We start from the raw sequence: 19,784 nt of genomic DNA, 5'->3' as shown, positions 1-19,784 counted from the left end.
TGTGAAAAATTTTAACTCTAAAAATCATTCCATTATTTTTTACATCATGTTTGCTTTAGCATATTTTTTAGTCGGCATAGCACTCACTAAACTTGCTTTTAACTCGCAAATAATTCCAATTTGGTTACCTGCCGGCATAGCACTAGTCGGTTGTTATATTTGGTGGTGGCGCTTTATCCCGCCTTTATTTGTAGCTGCAATTGCCTTTAACCTAAATATTTTTGACAGTTCTGCTCATGAGCTAGTCCTGGTCGGTAACTCATTTAACGAGGCTATGTATATCGCCTTTGGTGTTGTTATACAGGCAATGGTCGGCGCAGCTCTTTTAAAGTATTGGCTTGGGCACCCGCTGCGCTTTAAAAAGCGCAAGAATATAATTTACTTTATCCTTGTCATAGCAATATTGGTCAGCTTAATTTCGGCTAACTTTGGCGTATTTGCCTTAAGCCAATTCAACTCGGTTTACAGTGTTGATAATCATTGGAAGAATGTTACTTACTGGTGGCTTGGTGATACATTAGGAGTATTAATTGCGACTCCGCTTTTACTTTCTTTATTACCACAAAAGTCTAATCAACATAATATATCGGCGTTTCCGACAATTGCAGTATGCTCTATTTTATTTTTATCAGTCGCGGTAACAACGCAGTTATACGATCAAGAAAATCGTATAAACACTATTAAAATTGCTGAACGTGAAGTCCACGTTATAGAAAACAGCCTTTATAGATATACAAATCTTAGTATTATTGCAGTGCAGAGCCTAGCAAGTCAGGTACAGTCATCTCCCATGCTAAGCCAGCAAGATTTTTATTCTTATGCTAGCCAGTTACTAACTCAGCACGCATTTATTAACGCCTTATCGTGGAACGCAAAAATACCTCAAGATCAACGCGACGTCTTTGCCCAAGAAATATCAAACATTTATCATTTAGATATTGATGTAGTTGGCGAACCTCTTGAAACTAGTGATCCCCTTGTTATAGTAAAATACATAGCTCCTTTTAATGGTAATCAAAAAGCTATTGGCTTTAATGTATTTTCAAACCCTGATCGAAAAAGCTCTCTGCTTAACCCCGCTATAAAGTACATGCCAGTCGGAACTAAAATAATTCAGTTGGTGCAAACCAAACAACCTAAACCAGCCTATTTATTATTTGCCCCTGTGTACTCCCAGCATAGTGATGAAAAAACAATTAAAGGCTATGCCACTGGTGTATTTTTAGTGCGTAGTATTATTGAGCAGGCAATTTCTAAAGAACAGTCTGATATGTTTTCGATTGGTATATACGAAGATACAAACACTCCGCCGTTTTATAGTAATTACTCTCAAAATGTTCAGCAAGCTAAAGGCAGCCGCTTAATGTCGTTTGATGTGGACTTTGCAGGGCAAAAATGGATTGTAAAACTAGCCCTTAAAGAAAGCTTTTTAACACAACATAATAGTCAACTAACTTTATTATTACTCATACTTCAAGTTGCCGTATGTTCTTTAATTTTAATGGTTTTACTGCTGTTTAATCAGCAACAAATCGCACTTACACGTCAAGTTGCAGAGCGTACTCACTCACTCGCACAAGCAAAGAAGCAGTCCGATTTAGCTAATCAGGCTAAAAGCCAATTTTTAGCGAATATGAGCCACGAAATACGAACACCATTAAACGCCGTTATTGGTTTTTCTTCACTTGCTAGAGAAACAGACAATGCAAGTACACTCATTGGCTATTTAGATAAAATAAACTCAGCATCTAAAAGCTTATTAAACTTAATTAATGACATTCTTGATATATCAAAAATAGAATCCCAAAAGTTAGTTATTGAATCTATTGCATTCGACTTAGGTGCTTTAATAACACGTATAAACAACATGTTTGAGCAAAGCGCAGTTAACAAAGGTATTAAATGGCAAGTTAATTCAAAGCTACCTGTTGATACCTGGTTTATTGGTGATCCTATGCGAATTGAGCAAATATTACTTAATTTATGTAGCAACGCGATTAAATTTACAAGCCAAGGCAGCGTTACTTTAAACATAGAAACAGAGTTTACTGCCGCCAATAAAGTACAGCTTGTTATAAACGTTAGTGATACCGGAATAGGTATAAAACCAAGCCAACATAAAAAATTATTTAACGCATTTACCCAAGCGGATAGTTCTACCTCAAGGCAGTTTGGTGGTACAGGCCTTGGCTTAACAATAGCAAAAGAGCTAAGCCAATTAATGGGGGCTGATATAACACTTAAAAGTGAAATAAATAAAGGCTCTACTTTTACATTTTCAATGCGATTAGAAACAACAGAACCTAAAAAAGAACATGTTATTACATTTGATAATACTAATATTACTTCGCTAGATATTTTGGTCGCAGAGGATAACCCAGTAAATCAAATGGTTATTAAAGCGATGCTTGGCTCGTTAGGAATTGTGCCGTATATAGTAGAAAATGGCGAACTGGCCGTTGATATAGTTAAAAAGCAGCATTTTGACTTAGTGCTTATGGATTGCCAAATGCCTGTAATGGATGGCTATAGAGCAACGGCACTGATCCGCCAGTTTAAAACTGAACAAGAGCTCCCGATTATTGCTTTAACTGCCGACGTTATGCCAGAGGATAAAGCACATGCACAAGCCGTTGGATTTAACCAGCACCTTGCAAAACCGCTTGAACTCATTAAGCTAACCGAGTGTCTTGTCCAATATGCAGAAGTTAATGAACAATAGTGGTTTAATTTTAAGAATAGTTTTAAGAGTTGGTTTTGTTTTAAGTGTTTTTTCGCATATTGCTGTCGCTCAAAACTGTATATCGCAAGCGAGCGACTTTAAATTTATAACAAAAAGTAAGCAACAAGGCTTATTACGCTTTGAAAAAGAGCACAACCACCAGCGCTTTAATTACCACGCCCTTTTACCATTTAACGATTACTTAGATTTTGCATATAAACATATAAATAAAACCAATCCACGTGCAGATATACCATGCCCTGTTATTACACAAACGTACCAGCAATTAGTAACACAAGGTACGCGAAAACCTGACCCTACTATTGCAGATCTTATCGCCCCTTTTGAGCTTACGCATCCAAACAGCAATAAAGTTGCACTATTAATTCACGGGCTAACTGACTCACCCTTTACATATCACGATTTAGCACAAGTGTATTATCAACAAGGCTATACTGTGCGTACTATTTTATTACCAGGACATGGAAGCGCCGCAAGTGCATTGCTCAATGTAGAGGTTAGCCAATGGCAACAGGCAATAAAATACGGTATTAAACGCTCGGTGCAAGACTTTGATGAGGTGATACTCGCAGGTTACTCTACCGGTGCAGCGTTACTTATTGATTACGCAACCAAGCACACTGTTTCACCCAAAATTAAAGCGCTTATGCTTTATTCGCCAGGCTCCGAGCCACATAATAAGTACGGCTGGATAGCAAAGTGGATTGATGCCATACCCTTTGTTAATTGGATAGATAAAGACGCCGATGTAGACTTTGCTAAGTATGAATCATTTCCTTTAAATGCAGCTGCCGCGTCGTACTATGCTATGTCACTTGCAAGCGTAAGTAGCTTAAACAAACGCTCTGCACTTAAATTACCTATTTTTAGTGTACTTAGCGATATTGATACCACGATAGATACGCGTGCCACGCTAAAATTATTAAGTGCATTACACAAAGATAATTCAGTAAAATATAAGCCGCTCGATACTTTAGTACTTTATGGAATCACTGATATTTTACCGCCAGACTTTGCTAGTGACTACACAGTAAATAACCCGCAGTGCACATCGCCTCAGTGTAAAAAAATTCATGGTATGTCGCATATTGCTATTGTTAACTCACCGCAAAATCCACATTATGGAATTAACGCAACCTATCGTAATTGTGGCAGCTTTATTAACGACGAGTCCCTGTACAAGACATGTAAAACAACAAAAAATCCACAACTAGGAGAGCGAACAAGCGCCAACTTAAAACACTATCCGGCTTTACAACGCTTAACTTATAATCCTCATTTTACCGAGCTTAAAAAGCAAATTAGTACGTTTATTAAAAACGTAGAACAGCTTAGAACAACTACAAGGTAAGTAGTCATGGGAACGTTTTCGCACCAATGGTTTAGCAGTATTAATGAGATTGATCAGGCGCAGTGGCAACGTTTATTTGGTGATGAACCATTTACTCAACATGCTTTTTTATATGCCCTTGAACAAAGCCAATGCGTAACACAAAAAAGCGGTTGGCAGCCCCATCACCTCGCTATTTTTGAAGATGATACGCTCATTGCGCTTGCACCTGGGTATTTAAAAAGTCATTCATACGGCGAGTACGTATTTGACTGGGCATGGGCTGAGGCATACGAAAAACACGGTTTAGAATATTATCCCAAGTGGCTATCTGGCATTCCCTTTAGCCCTATTGAAGGCAAGCGTATTGCTATCGAGCACGCTAACCCTAATGCGGTGTATCAGTACATTACAGAGCAACTTAGCATACACAGTGCTGAGCAAAGGTGGTCGGGGTGGCATGTTAATTTTTGCGACCAAGCCCAAGCAACATCATTAACTGAGCAACATGCCATGCTAAGAGTAGGTGTGCAATTTCAGTGGTTTAATAAAGGTTTTGAAACCTTTGACGATTTTTTGCAAATACTTAACTCACGAAAACGTAAGTCACTTAAAAAAGAGCGAGCTAAAATAGCGCAACAAAATATTGATATTGAATGGCTGCAAGGAACGCAAATTACGCCCGAGATAATGCAATTGTTTTGTGAGTTTTATCAGCGTACCTACTTAAAGCGATCTGGTCATTTGGGCTATTTAAATATGGAGTTTTTTGCGCTTTTACATGCATTAATGGCTAATAATCTCGTTATTATGCTGGCCAAAAAAGACGACAACGTGATTGCTGCAACACTTAGTTTAGTAGGTGAGAATACACTTTATGGGCGCTACTGGGGAGCAAGTGAGGAAGTAGATTCGCTTCACTTTGAGTTGTGCTATTACCAAGGTATTGAGTTTGCAATAAAGCATAAACTCAGCTGCTTTCATTCGGGAGCACAAGGTGAGCACAAAATAGCACGCGGATTTGAACCCGTACTTACCTACTCTGCTCACCATATTGTTGATGGCGACTTTAGTAATGCAATAAGCGACTACTTAAAGCATGAACGCGGCCATATTGATATATATAAAGAGCAATGTAGCTCATTACTGCCGTTTAAAAACGAGTAACTGATTATTTGCAGGCATGGCAGTATCGCTAATAAGCGTAAGCCCTGCTTGCTTAGCTAGTTGTTCAACTGCTTCAAAATCTCTTATTCCACTTAACGGATCGCGCTCTGTTAAAAAGGCACTAAAGTCATCATTACTTGGGCTGGTAAATTCACCTTGGTATTTGAATGGCCCATAAATACACAACATACCGTCGCTATTTAAGTGACGTTTAACACCGTCAAAAAAACGTTCAACTAATTGCCAACTTACAATATGAAATGTGTTTGCAGTATAAATAGCGTCAACCTTATCTACAGGCCATTCATTATTTAAATCAAGCTCAAGTGGTGCATGTAAATTAGTTAAATTAGCTTCGCGGTGCCATAAATTAATCCCTTCGTGGTTTATAGCGCGATCACTTGTATGCCATTGTAAATGCGGTAATTGCTCTGCAAAAAACACACTATGTTGGCCGGTTCCTGATCCGACTTCGAGGACTGTTTTAGTATTTTTTAATACGCCCTTTAATTGCTCTAAAATAGGGGTTTTATTGTTTTCACAGGCTTGTGAAAATGGCTTTGTCATTACTGTGCACCAAAATTGTAGATTAATGCACAACAGTAAAGCAAATTTAGCTTATTTTGTCGTGATGAAAAAAAGGTAATTTTTAAATACTATAACTATCATATGGTTGAGCTGGCTCATTATGGTTGGTACGTAATATGCTTTTATATTGTTAACCCACTAAAGGGTTTAACTTATATTAAATTTCAAAGGATAAAATTATGCATATACCCCCTTATACCGCTGTAGACGCGGCCATTGCTATAACCGAAAAAACCACCGACGATCATAGTTACGCCGTTGATATGAGAGCTACAGTAATCGACTTACTTTCGCACCCTAAACATAATCAACAGGCGATGACCAAACATGAAACAGATCAGATATTTATTCTTGGCTACAATTAATACTCAAATTAGTATCGCAAATAATTTTTATAATAACTGTTTACACTGAAACCGATTAAATGTAATGATAACTATTATCGTTAACTTGAGTCGGTTTTTTTATGTCTTCAAATTATGCCCAGCATCGTTACCATCAAGAACTCTCTTGTCATTGCTTAAGACCTGGCCTGCATGCACCCATGCTCGTTGCCGACTACATAGAAACCGCCCTTAACGTCGCCAAAAAATTTGAGCAACAACATAATCCCTTGCTTCAAGAGTTTTATCTTAGGCGCACACACCATGAAATTATGAACAAAATGTGCGACCCTCTTATACATAATGCTATTCGTAAACAATGTTTAGAGCAGCTATACAAGCCATTATTAGCATTAAAACGATTTTATAAGGTGCATAACAATACTGCACAATTTTTAATACTTGAGCGTGAAGCTCGTATTCTTAGTCACGAATTCAACCCTTTTTAAGGAGCACACTTATGAGCAACTTTAGAACAGAATCAGACAGCATGGGCGAGCTACAAGTACCTACTGATGCGCTCTATCAGGCACAAACACAACGAGCAGTTAATAACTTTGCCATTAGTGGCTTATCTATGCCAAAGCAATTTATCACTGCACTGGCTTATATAAAACAAGCCGCTGCGCAAAGTAACTGCGAGCTTGGCCATTTAAGTAAAGACAAAGCAAATGCTATTGAGCAAGCTTGTCAAAGTATTATTGATGGCGAGCATGTTGAGCATTTCCCCGTTGATATTTTTCAAACAGGTTCGGGCACAAGCTCAAATATGAATGCCAACGAAGTTATTGCAACGCTTGCTAGCCGATTAGGCAGTGAAAGCATTCACCCTAATGATGATGTAAACATGGGGCAAAGTTCTAACGATGTAGTCCCTACTGCTATCGCACTCAGTAGCGCAATAAATGTAGTGTATGAATTACTTCCTTCGCTTGAAAACTTATCGCAAAGCCTAGAAAAGAAAAAAGCTGAAGTAGGCCATATAGTTAAAACGGGCCGTACGCATTTAATGGATGCAATGCCTGTTACATTTGATCAAACACTAAGTGCGTGGCAGTCACAAGTTAACCATGCCGCAGCAGGAATTAGACATAGCTTAGAGCGTGTATGCGAACTGGCACAAGGCGGTACGGCTGTTGGAACAGGAATAAATGCAGACCCTAAGTTTGCAGCCAAATTTGCAGAAAACCTGAGTGCCAATGTAGGCATTAGATTTACGCCTAGTAGTAACTTTTTTTATAACATCGGTTCACAAGACGCCATAGTAGCGCTTTCGGGGCAATTAAAAGTACTCGCTGTAGCACAAATGAAAATAGCGAACGACCTACGCTGGATGAACTCAGGGCCACTTGCGGGCTTAGGCGAAATAGAGCTAGAAGCACTTCAACCGGGCTCGTCTATTATGCCTGGCAAGGTAAATCCGGTAATACCAGAAGCCGCAGCCATGGTAAGCGCACAAGTAATCGGTAACGACGCGACCATTACAGTAGCAGGCCAAGCGGGTAATTTTGAGCTAAACGTTATGCTGCCAGTCATTGCGTATAATATTTTGCAAAGCATAGAATTACTTGCCAATAGCGCACAAGCATTGGGCGATAAAGCCATTGCCAGCTTTAAAGTAAATCAGCCTAATATAGATAAAGCACTCGCTAAAAATCCAATTTTAGTGACTGCGCTCAATCCGGTGATCGGTTATGAAAAAGCAGCAAAAATAGCAAAGCAGGCTTATAAGGAAGCCCGCCCTATTATTGATGTAGCCGAACAAGAAACCGATTTACCACGCAGTGAACTCGAAAAGCTACTTAATCCCACCAAACTAACGCAGGGTGGACTTTAATAAACGATATTTTGCACGGCTTTAATTACTTGATAATATAGTTTTTATTGCCGTAAAAAATGCACCGTGTATGATAGTGATGAATATTTCATCACTATCAAGGTTTGTTATGCGTACCCCATTGTTAGCCATACTTTTACCACTTTGTTTAACTGCATGCTTAGATAAAACGCCAACTGAAACGCAGCAAGTAACAATAACCTCAGAAACTGAAGCGCCAAAGCAAGAGCTGCAAAAGCTAAAAGAAAACACTCAATTACAAGAAAATACAAAAAATAATGTAATTGCTGAAAGCGTTTCAATAGACGATTTAAAAAACGTTTCAATAGACGATATAAAAACAGCTAAAGCCGAATTAAATACGCTAATTACAGATAAGCAATGTGATACCAGCACCCAATGCAGAATAAGTGCAGTAGGCAGTCGCGCATGTGGTGGGCCAAGCAGCTTTATTGTGTACTCAACAAAATCAGCGTCTGAAAAACAAGTAGCAGCCCTTAGCGATAAAATTACTAAGCTTGAAAGTAACTATAATTCACAAAAAGGGATGATGAGCATTTGTCAGCATTTAACAACGCCAAGCACGCAGTGTGTTGAAAATAAATGTGTTAAACTTGAAGGTTCAGCGGTAAGTGCATTTTAAGGATAACGTTATGAGTTGTTTACCATCGACAATTAAACTATCAATTTTAAGCATTGCTAGCAGCATTTTATTACTAAGTGGTTGTGCTAGTACTGTGACGTCAAATGAGCAAAGTAAAAACTTGTCTGACTTAAACTATGATCTTAGTAACATGGTGAGTAATAACAGCTGCACCGCAAGTTTTCAGTGCAAAGTACTTGAAGTGGGCGCCCGCGCATGCGGCGGACCGAGTAAGTATGCTGTTTATTCAACGCTGAACACATCTCAAGAAGAAGCAGAACAGCTTGCTCAACAAATAACAAAACAAGAAAAAATACAAAATAAAGCACAAGGCTTAACCGATTGTTCACCAGTACTTGAAGTGCAGTCGCTGTGTATTAATCACCAATGCCAGTCGTTTGATATAAAATAAAAATGGTCGCGTATAATTTAATCTCAGCGTTAACCTAAATACGGAATTAACGCTGAAATTACAACAACCAGCACTACGCAAATACCCGCTTTTATAATGTACTTCATGGGCATTGTTTTAAGCACCCAATATGCATAAATAAAGCGTACAAAATAACTCGCCGCAGTACCAAACAAAGCAAAAATAAGTAGATAAGCAATTAGAGTAATATTCATAATAATCTAGTGCAACTACTTAGTTTTTTTAGTGTGAGCAATTAGTAAGTCAGCTACTTGTTGTTTTACGGCTCGCTTATCATCACTTGGGACATCAAAGCGACTGGCTAGTTGCGCAATCTCGTCATCATTTAAATTAAACGATAAACGTTGACGCGTTTTTTTAGATTTTACATCTAAGCCAAGTATTTTACGGATCATATCTGATGGAGTTAACTCTTGGTCAATAGCTTGCTTTTTTATCAGCTTTTGAACTTCACTGCTTAGATCAAATGCCATTTGTGTGGCACGTACAGCTTGTTCCTGACGCAACCACTTGTCTTTAGCATCACTCACTTAGCGTCTCCGGGAAACAAGTCTACAATGTCTGACATTGGGCGCGTCAGTGTTAGCGATACTTCGGTTTCGCCGCCATCCCAAATTTCGATATTTAAACCAAAGCCTTCATTATCTGATGCTAAGCAAATCATTTCACATGGCTCACCACCTTCTTGCTCATAGCGAGGCAATGTTTGGTTACGGTAATCTTTATTATGGAAATAACACACGTAAGGCGACTCGCTTTGTTGATAGCTTTTAGCTAAAAACTGCATAAAGCGCTCTGGTGTATTTTGCACTGTAATGTGGGTTAACGACTCTTCATCAAAAATACGCGCAAACTCATCAAGGCCAAATATCTCTTCAACTTCGTTGCGCTGAATTTTAATAGAGAAGTTAGCCCACTCTTCGCCGTCATCTTGCTCAATTTGTAAAAATACAACTTGCCCGCTATTTGTCTCGAGTACAAATTCAGTATCGCTACTGTGCTGATATTGGTAAGTCTGAATATCAGTAACACGTAGCGTTTCACCCTTTAACCATGCAGGATAGGCAAATGAATCAATAACGCTAAACATGTCGCCTTTTTTAAGATCGCTCGGATGATTAAGTTGACGTTCTGGCTCTTTTTTAGATTTGAAAAAATTAAACATAGGAAGGCTGCCTTCTAAGCAAAAAAGGTAACTGAGAAAAACTCGGTTACCTTTTTAAAGTATAAACGTAATAGTTAGCTATTTTGCTTCGCTTTGATGCGAGCTAAAATATCAGCGCTTTTTGGACTTGTGTCGCCAATGCCTGCTTCAGCCATTTTTGCTTTTAAGTCATCGCCATTTACGTCTGACTCAAGTTGCTTTGCAGCACCTAGCTGGTCGCTACGATCTTGTTGACGCTGTTTAATGCGTTCAAGCGATTGACGAGCCGATGTCATAGACGAGCTGTTTGTATTAAGCGTGCTGTTAACAGCCATTGTTGCTTGCTGTACGCTTTCAGTGGTTTTAACCATTGTAAGCTGGCGCTGATTCTCTTTAATTGATTTTTCAGCATCTTTAACTTGCTGCTTAAGCGCAACAATATGGTTACTAAAACCAGATAATACTTGCTCGTTTTCGGCTTTTTCAGCTTCAAAGTCACCAATTTTTTCTGCAATTTCTAATGCCAGCGCCTCGTTGCCCTTTTCAAGCGCTTGGCCTGCATACGCTTCATGTTCAGCGATTGATGCATCTACAGCGCTAATTTTACGCTTAGTTTGCATTTCTTTAGCCATTACTTCTGTAAGGCTTTTTTTAGCACGGTGAAGTGCATTTTGCGCGTCTGCAATTTCTTGCTCAAAAATACGGATGCCATTTTTGTCTACAATTGCTTCGCCTGCTTCACGAGCGCCGCCACGTACTGCTGTAAATAATTTTTTTAAAATACTCATAATCTTAACTCCACTAACTGGCTATTAATCGTTTAAATACAAGGTCACGGCTTCTAGTGCATCGATAGCGTTATCGGCTAATGTCACTAGTTCGTGGGTAACGTCATCTAATGATGAATTTACCGACAGTGCACCAAAAATCGCGTATTTGTTATCGATTTTAGCAAATGCACTCAGTGGAATTGGCACGTTTAAACGCAGTAATGTTTCGTTTAACTCGTTGCGTAATTCACTCTTAACTTCATCTTCGTCAAACAAGTAGCTAATACATAACAACTGCTCTTGCGTTTGTGTAACAAAAATTGGAAGTTCATCATTTCCATCAACAATGACTTGTAAAACATCTTGCTCGCCAGGGTTGGCAATCAAGAAAGACTCAAAGTTAGCGCCTTCAGTTTCAAAAGAAGCTAATTTTATTGAAAGTTCATTTAATTCCATGTCTCTGCCTTTTGTCGTTTGACATATTATGTCTGAGTTAAGATTCTCACGGTCGACATATTATGTCAACCATGTTTTGTTAGTTTTTATACAATTCGCTTTCTATTTGCCATGCAGTTCGGTAGTAATCATACAACTGACCAGATCCTAACCTATTGACCTCAATACTTTTAACTTGTTCAAAGTAGTGGTTAGGAAATACAAAACTTGCCAATAAATATTCTTTACTAATCCACCTTGATGGCACAGGCATAGCCGTCGCATCATTAATACGGCCACTGGCCGACTGACCCATTTTAGTGGCTATAGTCCAGCCCCACTGCCCAAACGAAGGTATGTTTTGCTGATACTGCTCAACATACTCAAACCCTGCGGCTTTAACTGTTTTAGCAATGCTTAAAAACGCTTTTTTAGCGTGGTAAGGTGAAGTTGATTGAACCGCCATTGCGCCATCGGGTGCTAATAACTGACGTACATGATTATAAAAGTAGTCACTGTACATTTTATTTAGATCAGGGTGATTTGGGTCCGGTAAGTCAATTAGGATGGTGTCGAACTGCTTAGATTGATCAAGCAGCTTTTCAACTTCTAAAAATGCATCACCCACAATTATGTTGGCTCGCGAGTCTTGCATCGATTTATTGTTTAGCTGTAGTAATCGCTTATTGATGTGCTCTGGCGGCGTAAAGTCACCGTCTTTATGACCAAATAAATTGAGAAGCTGCGCGTCTAAATCTATTAGCGTTACTTCGCTCACAGGCCATTTTAAAACATCTCTAAGTGCTAACCCGTCACCACCACCAATTATTAATACACGGTCGTGTCTGTTCGAGGCAAGCATTGCAGGATAAACCAGCATTGAATGATATATTTGTTCATCAATACTTGAGAACTGCAAACGCCCATTTAAATATAAATCTGTAATTGGCTGAGGTTGGTTTTTGCTTAACCTTTCGGTTAAAACTACGTGCTGGTATTTGGTTGCTTGCGAATAAATTACTTTATCTTTGTATAAAACATTACTTAGACTGTTCATCCAGCTACTGCCAAATACTAAAATAAAGCCAAACAATGCCAGCAGTACTATATGGCAAACTAAAAGTGCCTTAGCAAAGCGCACATGGGCATGGTAACGCCATAAAAAAGCGAGTCCTGCGATGATATTAAATAACGCCGTCCACGCCGCAGCTTGCATTATAGGCATTGAGAGCATGATACTTACCCAAATGGCGGCACCAATACCAGCACCAATATAATCGGCACCATAAATAGTCCCTGCGTTGTTTTCTAAAAAACGACCATAAACATGCTGACGAATACGCGCTATAAGCGGTATTTCCATACCAATAAATAAGCCCAGTATTAAACCAAAAACATAAGGTAGAAAACGTGACCACTCTTGTAACTTTTGAAATACGTAACCATTAAGTACAACATCAGGGGGTAAATTAAAAATGCTCGAAAATAAATGAGGAAGAGAATAACTTACAGCTATTACACCCGCTATCGCTAAAATGCAGCCCATGCCAACCAAAGCAATAATGCTTTCTAGCCAAGCAAAAGCGGTAAATGCATCTTTAAACCAACGCGCTAAAAAAGCGCCTAAGCCCATTGCTACAATCATAGTACCGATCATGGCGTAAATAGCGCTCTCTACTGAGCCAAGTACACGCCCCGCATAATGAGACAGTAAGTATTCATAAATAAGGCCGCACCCAGCAAGCACGGCCATAACAGTAATAAGTAGTATATCGTGCCCAAGTAAGCGAGACTTACTTGGGGGAGTGTTGGTTGATGACACTGATTATGCGCCTAGTAATGTTGCCATAGTGATACCTACAGCAAATGATACTGCTGCAGAAATAGCTGCTACACCTACATTTTTTTGACGATTAACTTCATCGGAAATATCGCAACCAGATAAAATTATTTTAATTGTCACTAAGTGCAAAATAATAAATGCGACAAGGCTCACAACAGCGCTAATAGCCCAGTATAGTAAACTCGCATTAATGTTATCAGCAGCGTATGGCGCAACACCCGTTGCAGCTGTAATAGCTAATGCACTACCTATTAGAAATCCAGCGTAACGAATACCCACAGCTAAGTTACCATCATCAATTGCTTGTTGTAGGCAGTCGCCACTTTTGTTTGTACGCTTAAATAACTGCACTCGGTATTGGCTAACAAGTAGTAATACAACACTACCTATAATAAAGGCAGCAATTACAATTGGAAGACCATGCCAGCCATCAGTAGCCACCCATAAAAGTGCTGAGCGAATAACTATTGCAACGCTAACAACATGACCAAAATCAATAATTGAAGCTGTAACGTTACCTTTAACTATTTCGTCGTGCAGGCTTACTTTACGAAGCGCTACTTTATCTTGAAAAAAGTGACCTAACTTAATAAGTACAACTGCTAATGCGCCGTAAGCTAACATTTGCAGTGCTTCTTGCTGCAGTGTTGCAGCAAAAGCACCACTACTTACACCTGTTAATACAATCGCCAGTGCCACTAAACCAGCGGCAAAGCTAATACCAAAAGCAAAGTTATCACGCTCTGTTATTTCATCATTTGCGTGTAAGTTTGAAACCCAGCCTTTTATATATTTAAGGCTTACAAATAATAAAACAATAATTACAAAATCAATCGCCAATGCTTGTAGCGACCACATAGTTATTCCATTAAATTCATACATATTATTCTAACTCCAACTTTATTCTTTTACTTACCACGGCTCACGCCACGAGAGGTTCTGCTACCGCTATCACGCACCGATCCTGAGCTATTGCTATAACTGCTCGAACGAGAATAACTACTGCGGCTTTTTGGTGGCGTATAACTACTACGGCTTAAACCGGATGCACCTGTTTTTTTACTCGCATAAGGGCTTGTAAACTGCTTACCTTGGCGTTGGTATGTTTGGCGCGTGCGTGTTTCTAGCGCGCTTTGGGTTTTAATTTGTTTAGGGCTTGAATAACGCGAACGGCCATAGTCATTGTAATAACTATACTTTCGGCGTTTGCTCCAGCTTTCATATTCAACACGGTCAAATACATCGCCTAAAATACGGTACATGCCGTACCATTGCCAAAAGCTAATACCATTACTATTTGTTTGCCAGTTACCATAGTTAGGGTTACCTACCATTTGGTTACCAACACCCTCACCTTCAGCTTGCTTACTAATTGCGCCTACACGCGCTAAAGTGCCTTTGGACATATCAGCTAGCATATTAATAGGATCGGTTAACGCATCAGAAAATAGCGTAGGTTTAGACGCATCACGCAACAAATCAATACTATGCAACGTATCTTCGTAAGGAGGAATTAAGTAAGTTCCTTTAATATCTTTAAGTCGCTGTGTTAAACCACTATAAAGTGCACCTTGGCGCGTTGCATCAAGGGTAATTACATCAACAACTTTTGTAAGCTCTGGCTGTTGTTTTTTAAGGAGCTCGCCATATTCTTTAAGTAATACAGCATTGCGCACATTCCCATTATCAAGCGCAGTACCAAGCTGTGACAGCTCTGTATCTGCTTTTTTAATAGACTCTTGAATTGTTTGTTGCAGCTGCTCTTCTTTAGATTGACAACCCATAAGCACTGCGAACAAACAAAACAGGCTTATAAGTTTCCAAGCTTTAATATTCGACATTCATGTCACCTGATTTACTAAATTAACTAAGGTAGTTTTACACAGGTCACTTATTAAACCAAGAATGAAATTGCAACAAAGTAAGTCAGTACAAAATTAAATAAACAGCTATATTTAGTATATGAATTTAAAAGCATTCTCAATGTTAAGGTTTTAGTGCTACAAAGGGCGTAGTCAGTAACTTTTTTGTAATTATGGATTGCCTGATTACACAATAATAACTAAAACATAATTAAATGATGGTTAAGGGTTAGATTTGATGCTTCATAGTATTCGATATAAATTTATTATAATAACAACGGTTTTAATTATATTTAGCGCAAATTTAGTTTTTTTCCTCGCGATTAATGAACACGAAGATTTATATCGCCAATCTGTTAAACAAAACTTAGATGCAATGTCTTCAAATATTTCCGATAGCTTATTACGTGTTATGTCTGAGCAAGTTGATTTGTTCTCTATAACCACAGAATTGCTCGGTTTTGATCGGTACGAACACATTAAGTTTGTTAATGTATTTGACGCTGACTGGCAATTAATCCAATCGTATGTCCACCCCAACTATTTAGAGCTTGAGAGCTTTAAGCCTGAACTTATAAGTATTCAACCAAAAAATTTACCTTATGCGGTTACAATAACCAATGAAGGACTAGTGGCCTTAAAGGCAATTGGGGAGGAGCAATTTCCTATTGGATATTTGCTCATTGTGCAAGACTTTAAAAAGCCACTGAATGAAAGTAAAATTAGCCTTTTTTATAGTGCAGCTCCATTTGTTGTTTTAATTATTGCACTCACCATTATTATTTCATTTTGGATATATCAGCGTTTATTAAGCCCACTTTTAGCGCTCTCGAAGTTCACACAGAAAGTTGAAAAATCAACAAATTATAAGCTTCAATACCAAGTCACTGGTCATGATGAAGTATCTCAACTTGGTAACGACATTAATGCATTACTACAAACAATTGACTCCCAAGTTCAAACCAATCATAAACACACCGCACAACTTTTAGTACAAACGCATTCAATGGAGCGCCTCGCCAATTACGATATATTAACAGGTTTACCTAATCGCATGTTTTTTATGGACCTACTCAAACTCGAACTAGCTAGTAGTAAAAGTAACGACCGAGACGTTGCGATTATGTTCTTTGATGTTGATAGTTTTAAAGGCGTTAACGACACCCTAGGCCATGAAACCGGAGATATGCTTTTACAAGCTGTGGCTAAAAAAGTGAAAAGTTATCTGCGTAGTAACGACATAATTGCACGCTTAGGCGGTGATGAGTTTTTAATTATGCTACCTAATATCACTGAGCAATCTATTGTTATAGATATTGCCGAAAATATCATTGAGGGTATGAAAGAGCCATTCACTATAAATGAGTGGGACGTACCAGCGGGTATTAGTATTGGTATTGCAAGTGCCAAAGAAGCTGAATTTGATATAAATACATTTATCAGTAATGCCGATATTGCAATGTACACATCAAAAGAAAAAGGCAAAGGCGCATATACAATATTCCACCATAAAATGCTTGAAGATAACAAACGAAAAGCGCAAGTCGCTAACTTAATATCTCACGCAATAGCGCAAAATGAATTTGAGTTATTTTATCAGCTTAAAATGTCGAATACAGGCGAAACTCAGGGCTTAGAAGCCTTAATAAGATGGCAAAGCAAAGAGCTAGGTTTTGTTTCTCCTAGTGAGTTTATACCTATAGCGGAACAAGCAGGTAAAATAAAAGCGATTACTCAATGGGTGATCACACAAGTATTTAAAGATATGCAAATGCTAAAACAACTTATGGGGAATAATGTACTCGTCTCCATGAATCTTTCAAGCCATGACTTAAAAGATCATAACTTCATTCATACTGTAAAAAGTAAACTACTTGAACATAGCGTCGATATTTCAAATATTCAGTTTGAAATAACAGAATCAAGCTATTTAGAAAATTTTGAAAACGCCAATCAATTTTTTAATCAAGTAAAAGTTATGGGAGGCTCAATTGCATTAGATGACTTTGGCACAGGTTACTCTTCATTGAGTTACCTTACTAAAATTGAAATTGATACATTAAAAATAGATCGAATGTTTGTAAATCAATATGCAAGCTCGGCAAAAGACACTGCAGTATTACAAGCAATACTCGATTTAGGCCAACGCCTTGGTTTAAAAATATGTAGCGAAGGAATTGAAACAAACGATCAAGCTAACTACCTAGTATCAAATGGTAGTGATGAAATGCAGGGCTATTACTTTGCAAAACCAGTGTGCATTGCACAACTACCACACACAATTGAACGAGCGAAAATATTATTTAAAGAACTAACAATAACTTCAAAATAACTCAGTGCAATTGATTTTTTACTAAGCAAGCGGCTTACTTTTAATTTAGTGCAATTATGGTGAGCTCTTTAGGTATAGTAATTCCTGCTGGAAGGTAAGCTACTGAGTCTTCAACGGTTAGTAAGTACTCTATAACCTCTTCTGTAGACTCAAATTCAACAGGGGGCTTGCTGCGCCCCGTGAATCGCATTTGGGCCCAATAAGCTTGTATTCTAGATTCAGTAAGACCTACCATCCTAGTGTTAAAATTTATTCTAAGCGGATTGCCGACAAAAAGGTTAACTGCTTTAAATTGTCTGCTCATAGCTCCGCCCATATAAATATGGCGAATTTGTTGCTTACTAAAAGATAAGTTTTTATCTGTGGTATTTACTACAATAATGACGTTCGAGGGGTTTGTATTTTCTGCATAAACTGAAATGCTAAAACCAAATAGGCTACTAGCGAATACAAAGAGCATCATTATTTTTTTAATGTTATTAATAGGTTTAAAAAATATCATTAAAACACCCAATCCAAACCAATAAGATAAAGATTAGTTTTTTTATCAAAATCAGAGTCATCAGGAGTAACGAAAAACGAGTCTTTTACATCGTCGCCTTCTAGGGTTGAAAACTCAGCTTTTAAGGCAAGGTTTGGCAACACATCCCAGCGTACACCAACCGTCCAACTCTTAATTGAGTCAGGCGTAGATTCATCAAAAATACGATTGTACCCATATGCAAGTTGATCTAAGTCGCTATTAATACCTAACGGAATTTCATTTTCAGCAGAACGAGTTTCTACGTCGCTATCTGCAAATGTTAAGTGGTAAGTAAAAGGAGCATGATTAACACCGGCAGTTAAATAATAGCTTTGAATTATAGGCACTATCCCTAAATCAGTTTTAATGCGGACCCATTCACCTCTAAAAAAATAATCTAAATTGTCGTAAATTACGCCAAATTGGTCTGCATGTGCTCTACCTTTTGTTTTTACCGAGCTGGCACTTTTTGTAAAATTAAGGCTATTAAGAACATTTTCTAGCTGTCTTATCTCATCAATATCAAGCTTGATATTCCCATTATAACGGGAAACTCTAAATTCTAAGTTTTCAATATTAATCTTACCAATGAACCCTAAAAGGTTATCAACTTCAAAGCCCGTTCTTAAGGCGCCTATCCCTATATCACCCGACTCTTCACCATAGTAACCTTCAAAGCTCAAATCAAAGTTTTCTGCACCAAATTTATAAACAGCATCTATGCCATTAAATGTTTTAAATAAATAAGTATCATAAACTTGTTGAGGTGGATTGATCCATGGGTACGCAAAACCAACATCCGAAAAGTCACTCATAGTAAAAAAAGGTGTGCGTAATTTTCCGAGTTTTATCTGAATATTATCAGTTGGCCTATATGTTAAATATAACCACTCTAACCCTGAGTTGTCAGAAGCTGTTGTGTTATTGCTTCTTAGCAAAACTTGGGCTGTTGCAGACCACTTATCATCAAATTGATACTCGCCTTGGAATCCAATTAAACTAGATGGAGAAAATTTAATACTGTCTTCATATCCCTTAAATTCGACATTTTTTTCGTCTAAGTAACCACCAATAACTCGAGCATAACCAGAAAATTCTAACTCATTAGAAAAAGCTGAAAAATGAGTAAGCATAGTGGTAAAAAGTAAGCACCAAGATATTTTATATCGCATCAGAGAAAATTAAATCCTTTGTTGAATTATGCAAAGTACAATGAAGATTAATTATGCTAACAAGGAAATAATTCACCAGTTCGAATAATCAATTATTTAATTATTTTAAGTAGCGCTCTTTACCGCGACCTAGGAATAATGATTATAGTCAATGAATTACATGTTGGCACAATATATGTGCTCTATAAGAGTATTAAGTACCTAGTTAACACTGTTTTCACCTCAATCCCATTCAGTATTATTGAGATAGAGCTTAACTATATTTATATAGATACTTATCAACTAAGTAGGGGATCAAACTGATTCTTAATTTATCTCGTTCACCGAGATTGAGTGCTTAATATAAGTGTTTGGTAGGATGTAAATTAGCTAAATTATAATGTGATATGTGAGTAATTCACCACATTTACTTTTCTCCAGACGTAAAAAAGCCTGACTATTTCTAGTCGGGCTCTCTACAATTTGAAGCCTGGTAATGTCCTACTTTCACATAGCAAATGCTACACTATCATCGGCGCTGTTTCGTTTCACTACTGAGTTCGGCATGGAATCAGGTGGGTCCAAAACGCTATTGTCACC

Annotated in this window: 20 protein-coding genes and 1 rRNA gene; 9 read left to right on the top strand and 12 right to left on the bottom strand. The window is 38.1% G+C overall.

Features of this window, described 5'->3' with window-relative positions; genetic code table 11:
• Position 1 precedes the first annotated feature (1 nt).
• The 3 genes from H5122_RS16595 to H5122_RS16585 are packed head-to-tail and all read left to right on the top strand — an operon-like array spanning position 2 to position 5,240.
• On the top strand, positions 2-2,722 hold the full coding sequence (locus H5122_RS16595; protein ID WP_182682760.1) for an ATP-binding protein: 2,721 nt from the start codon (positions 2-4) through the stop codon (positions 2,720-2,722).
• On the top strand, positions 2,712-4,094 hold the full coding sequence (locus H5122_RS16590; RefSeq protein WP_182682759.1) for a carboxylesterase: 1,383 nt from the start codon (positions 2,712-2,714) through the stop codon (positions 4,092-4,094). Before H5122_RS16595 ends, H5122_RS16590 begins: the two co-directional genes overlap by 11 nt.
• A gap of 6 nt (positions 4,095-4,100) precedes the next feature.
• Positions 4,101-5,240, top strand: a complete 1,140-nt coding sequence (locus H5122_RS16585) for a GNAT family N-acetyltransferase (RefSeq protein ID WP_182682758.1) — start codon at positions 4,101-4,103, stop codon at positions 5,238-5,240.
• Here H5122_RS16585 and H5122_RS16580 read toward each other — a convergent pair.
• Complete coding sequence (locus H5122_RS16580; RefSeq protein WP_182682757.1) at positions 5,217-5,807, bottom strand: DUF938 domain-containing protein; 591 nt, start codon at positions 5,805-5,807, stop codon at positions 5,217-5,219. The genes H5122_RS16585 and H5122_RS16580 overlap by 24 nt on opposite strands.
• 200 nt (positions 5,808-6,007) lie before the next feature.
• On the opposite strand from H5122_RS16580, the gene H5122_RS16575 reads away from it, so the two are divergent.
• The 5 genes from H5122_RS16575 (at position 6,008) to H5122_RS16555 (ending at position 9,103) form a co-directional block, all read left to right on the top strand.
• On the top strand, positions 6,008-6,193 hold the full coding sequence (locus H5122_RS16575) for a hypothetical protein (RefSeq protein ID WP_010554833.1): 186 nt from the start codon (positions 6,008-6,010) through the stop codon (positions 6,191-6,193).
• 101 nt (positions 6,194-6,294) lie between these two features.
• Positions 6,295-6,660, top strand: a complete 366-nt coding sequence (locus H5122_RS16570; RefSeq protein ID WP_223231703.1) for a hypothetical protein — start codon at positions 6,295-6,297, stop codon at positions 6,658-6,660.
• An 11-nt stretch (positions 6,661-6,671) separates the two neighbouring features.
• A complete protein-coding gene (locus H5122_RS16565) occupies positions 6,672-8,048 on the top strand; it encodes an aspartate ammonia-lyase (protein ID WP_004335071.1) in 1,377 nt (458 codons plus the stop codon).
• A 109-nt stretch (positions 8,049-8,157) separates the two neighbouring features.
• Positions 8,158-8,691, top strand: coding sequence for a hypothetical protein (locus H5122_RS16560; RefSeq protein WP_182672485.1), 534 nt, complete (start codon positions 8,158-8,160; stop codon positions 8,689-8,691).
• Between the two features lie 10 nt (positions 8,692-8,701).
• Positions 8,702-9,103 carry a hypothetical protein gene (locus tag H5122_RS16555; RefSeq protein WP_182682756.1) on the top strand — a complete coding sequence of 134 codons (402 nt, stop codon included), beginning with the start codon at positions 8,702-8,704 and terminating at the stop codon, positions 9,101-9,103.
• Positions 9,104-9,132: 29 nt separating this feature from the next.
• On the opposite strand, the gene H5122_RS16550 is transcribed toward H5122_RS16555, so the two are convergent.
• The 8 genes from H5122_RS16550 to H5122_RS16515 form a co-directional block, all read right to left on the bottom strand.
• Positions 9,133-9,318, bottom strand: coding sequence for a hypothetical protein (locus tag H5122_RS16550; protein WP_024597424.1), 186 nt, complete (start codon positions 9,316-9,318; stop codon positions 9,133-9,135).
• Positions 9,319-9,333: 15 nt separating this feature from the next.
• Positions 9,334-9,654: a hypothetical protein gene (locus tag H5122_RS16545; RefSeq protein WP_024597423.1), complete on the bottom strand. Its 321-nt coding sequence runs from the start codon at positions 9,652-9,654 to the stop codon at positions 9,334-9,336.
• The gene (locus H5122_RS16540; protein WP_182682755.1) at positions 9,651-10,289 is read right to left on the bottom strand and encodes a DUF4178 domain-containing protein; all 639 of its coding nucleotides are present in this window, start codon (positions 10,287-10,289) and stop codon (positions 9,651-9,653) included. The genes H5122_RS16545 and H5122_RS16540 overlap by 4 nt, the downstream gene beginning before the upstream one ends.
• A gap of 74 nt (positions 10,290-10,363) precedes the next feature.
• Entirely contained in the window at positions 10,364-11,056 is a 693-nt protein-coding gene (locus H5122_RS16535; RefSeq protein ID WP_004335088.1) for a PspA/IM30 family protein, read from the bottom strand.
• 24 nt (positions 11,057-11,080) lie between these two features.
• Positions 11,081-11,494 (bottom strand): YjfI family protein, encoded by a 414-nt coding sequence (locus H5122_RS16530; protein WP_004335098.1) that lies wholly within the window; start codon positions 11,492-11,494, stop codon positions 11,081-11,083.
• A gap of 79 nt (positions 11,495-11,573) precedes the next feature.
• A complete protein-coding gene (locus H5122_RS16525; RefSeq protein ID WP_182682754.1) occupies positions 11,574-13,295 on the bottom strand; it encodes a polyamine aminopropyltransferase in 1,722 nt (573 codons plus the stop codon).
• A 3-nt stretch (positions 13,296-13,298) separates the two neighbouring features.
• Complete coding sequence (locus tag H5122_RS16520; protein WP_182682753.1) at positions 13,299-14,198, bottom strand: DUF350 domain-containing protein; 900 nt, start codon at positions 14,196-14,198, stop codon at positions 13,299-13,301.
• A 26-nt stretch (positions 14,199-14,224) separates the two neighbouring features.
• Positions 14,225-15,157 carry a CHAD domain-containing protein gene (locus H5122_RS16515; protein ID WP_182682752.1) on the bottom strand — a complete coding sequence of 311 codons (933 nt, stop codon included), beginning with the start codon at positions 15,155-15,157 and terminating at the stop codon, positions 14,225-14,227.
• Positions 15,158-15,416: 259 nt separating this feature from the next.
• On the opposite strand from H5122_RS16515, the gene H5122_RS16510 reads away from it, so the two are divergent.
• Complete coding sequence (locus H5122_RS16510) at positions 15,417-17,510, top strand: EAL domain-containing protein (protein WP_182682751.1); 2,094 nt, start codon at positions 15,417-15,419, stop codon at positions 17,508-17,510.
• Between the two features lie 40 nt (positions 17,511-17,550).
• On the opposite strand, the gene H5122_RS16505 is transcribed toward H5122_RS16510, so the two are convergent.
• From H5122_RS16505 to rrf, 3 genes are all read right to left on the bottom strand, one after another.
• Positions 17,551-18,012, bottom strand: coding sequence for a hypothetical protein (locus tag H5122_RS16505; protein ID WP_182672492.1), 462 nt, complete (start codon positions 18,010-18,012; stop codon positions 17,551-17,553).
• A complete protein-coding gene (locus H5122_RS16500) occupies positions 18,012-19,205 on the bottom strand; it encodes a porin (protein ID WP_182672493.1) in 1,194 nt (397 codons plus the stop codon). The genes H5122_RS16505 and H5122_RS16500 overlap by 1 nt, the downstream gene beginning before the upstream one ends.
• A gap of 467 nt (positions 19,206-19,672) precedes the next feature.
• A 5S ribosomal RNA gene (gene rrf, locus H5122_RS16495) occupies positions 19,673-19,784 on the bottom strand; the annotation flags it as partial.

Origin of the sequence: Pseudoalteromonas sp. SG43-8 (assembly GCF_014164245.1) — a bacterium.
Taxonomy (GTDB): Bacteria; Pseudomonadota; Gammaproteobacteria; order Enterobacterales; family Alteromonadaceae; genus Pseudoalteromonas; species Pseudoalteromonas distincta.
Note: the sequence above shows the minus strand (reverse complement) of the source record. Positions and strands in the feature narration are given on the sequence as shown.

What these genes read in the sequence shown, in the direction of transcription:
- H5122_RS16585 (WP_182682758.1), top strand. Translation starts at nt 4,101, where the DNA reads ATGGGAACGTTTTCGCACCAATGGTTTAGCAGTATTAATGAGATTGAT.
- H5122_RS16555 (WP_182682756.1), top strand. Translation starts at nt 8,702, where the DNA reads ATGAGTTGTTTACCATCGACAATTAAACTATCAATTTTAAGCATTGCT.
- H5122_RS16560 (WP_182672485.1), top strand. Translation starts at nt 8,158, where the DNA reads ATGCGTACCCCATTGTTAGCCATACTTTTACCACTTTGTTTAACTGCA.
- H5122_RS16590 (WP_182682759.1), top strand. Translation starts at nt 2,712, where the DNA reads ATGAACAATAGTGGTTTAATTTTAAGAATAGTTTTAAGAGTTGGTTTT.
- H5122_RS16510 (WP_182682751.1), top strand. Translation starts at nt 15,417, where the DNA reads ATGCTTCATAGTATTCGATATAAATTTATTATAATAACAACGGTTTTA.
- H5122_RS16520 (WP_182682753.1), bottom strand. Translation starts at nt 14,198, where the DNA reads ATGTATGAATTTAATGGAATAACTATGTGGTCGCTACAAGCATTGGCG.
- H5122_RS16565 (WP_004335071.1), top strand. Translation starts at nt 6,672, where the DNA reads ATGAGCAACTTTAGAACAGAATCAGACAGCATGGGCGAGCTACAAGTA.
- H5122_RS16515 (WP_182682752.1), bottom strand. Translation starts at nt 15,157, where the DNA reads ATGTCGAATATTAAAGCTTGGAAACTTATAAGCCTGTTTTGTTTGTTC.
- H5122_RS16570 (WP_223231703.1), top strand. Translation starts at nt 6,295, where the DNA reads ATGTCTTCAAATTATGCCCAGCATCGTTACCATCAAGAACTCTCTTGT.
- H5122_RS16535 (WP_004335088.1), bottom strand. Translation starts at nt 11,056, where the DNA reads ATGAGTATTTTAAAAAAATTATTTACAGCAGTACGTGGCGGCGCTCGT.
- H5122_RS16505 (WP_182672492.1), bottom strand. Translation starts at nt 18,012, where the DNA reads ATGATATTTTTTAAACCTATTAATAACATTAAAAAAATAATGATGCTC.
- H5122_RS16575 (WP_010554833.1), top strand. Translation starts at nt 6,008, where the DNA reads ATGCATATACCCCCTTATACCGCTGTAGACGCGGCCATTGCTATAACC.
- H5122_RS16540 (WP_182682755.1), bottom strand. Translation starts at nt 10,289, where the DNA reads ATGTTTAATTTTTTCAAATCTAAAAAAGAGCCAGAACGTCAACTTAAT.
- H5122_RS16530 (WP_004335098.1), bottom strand. Translation starts at nt 11,494, where the DNA reads ATGGAATTAAATGAACTTTCAATAAAATTAGCTTCTTTTGAAACTGAA.
- H5122_RS16500 (WP_182672493.1), bottom strand. Translation starts at nt 19,205, where the DNA reads ATGCGATATAAAATATCTTGGTGCTTACTTTTTACCACTATGCTTACT.
- H5122_RS16550 (WP_024597424.1), bottom strand. Translation starts at nt 9,318, where the DNA reads ATGAATATTACTCTAATTGCTTATCTACTTATTTTTGCTTTGTTTGGT.
- H5122_RS16580 (WP_182682757.1), bottom strand. Translation starts at nt 5,807, where the DNA reads ATGACAAAGCCATTTTCACAAGCCTGTGAAAACAATAAAACCCCTATT.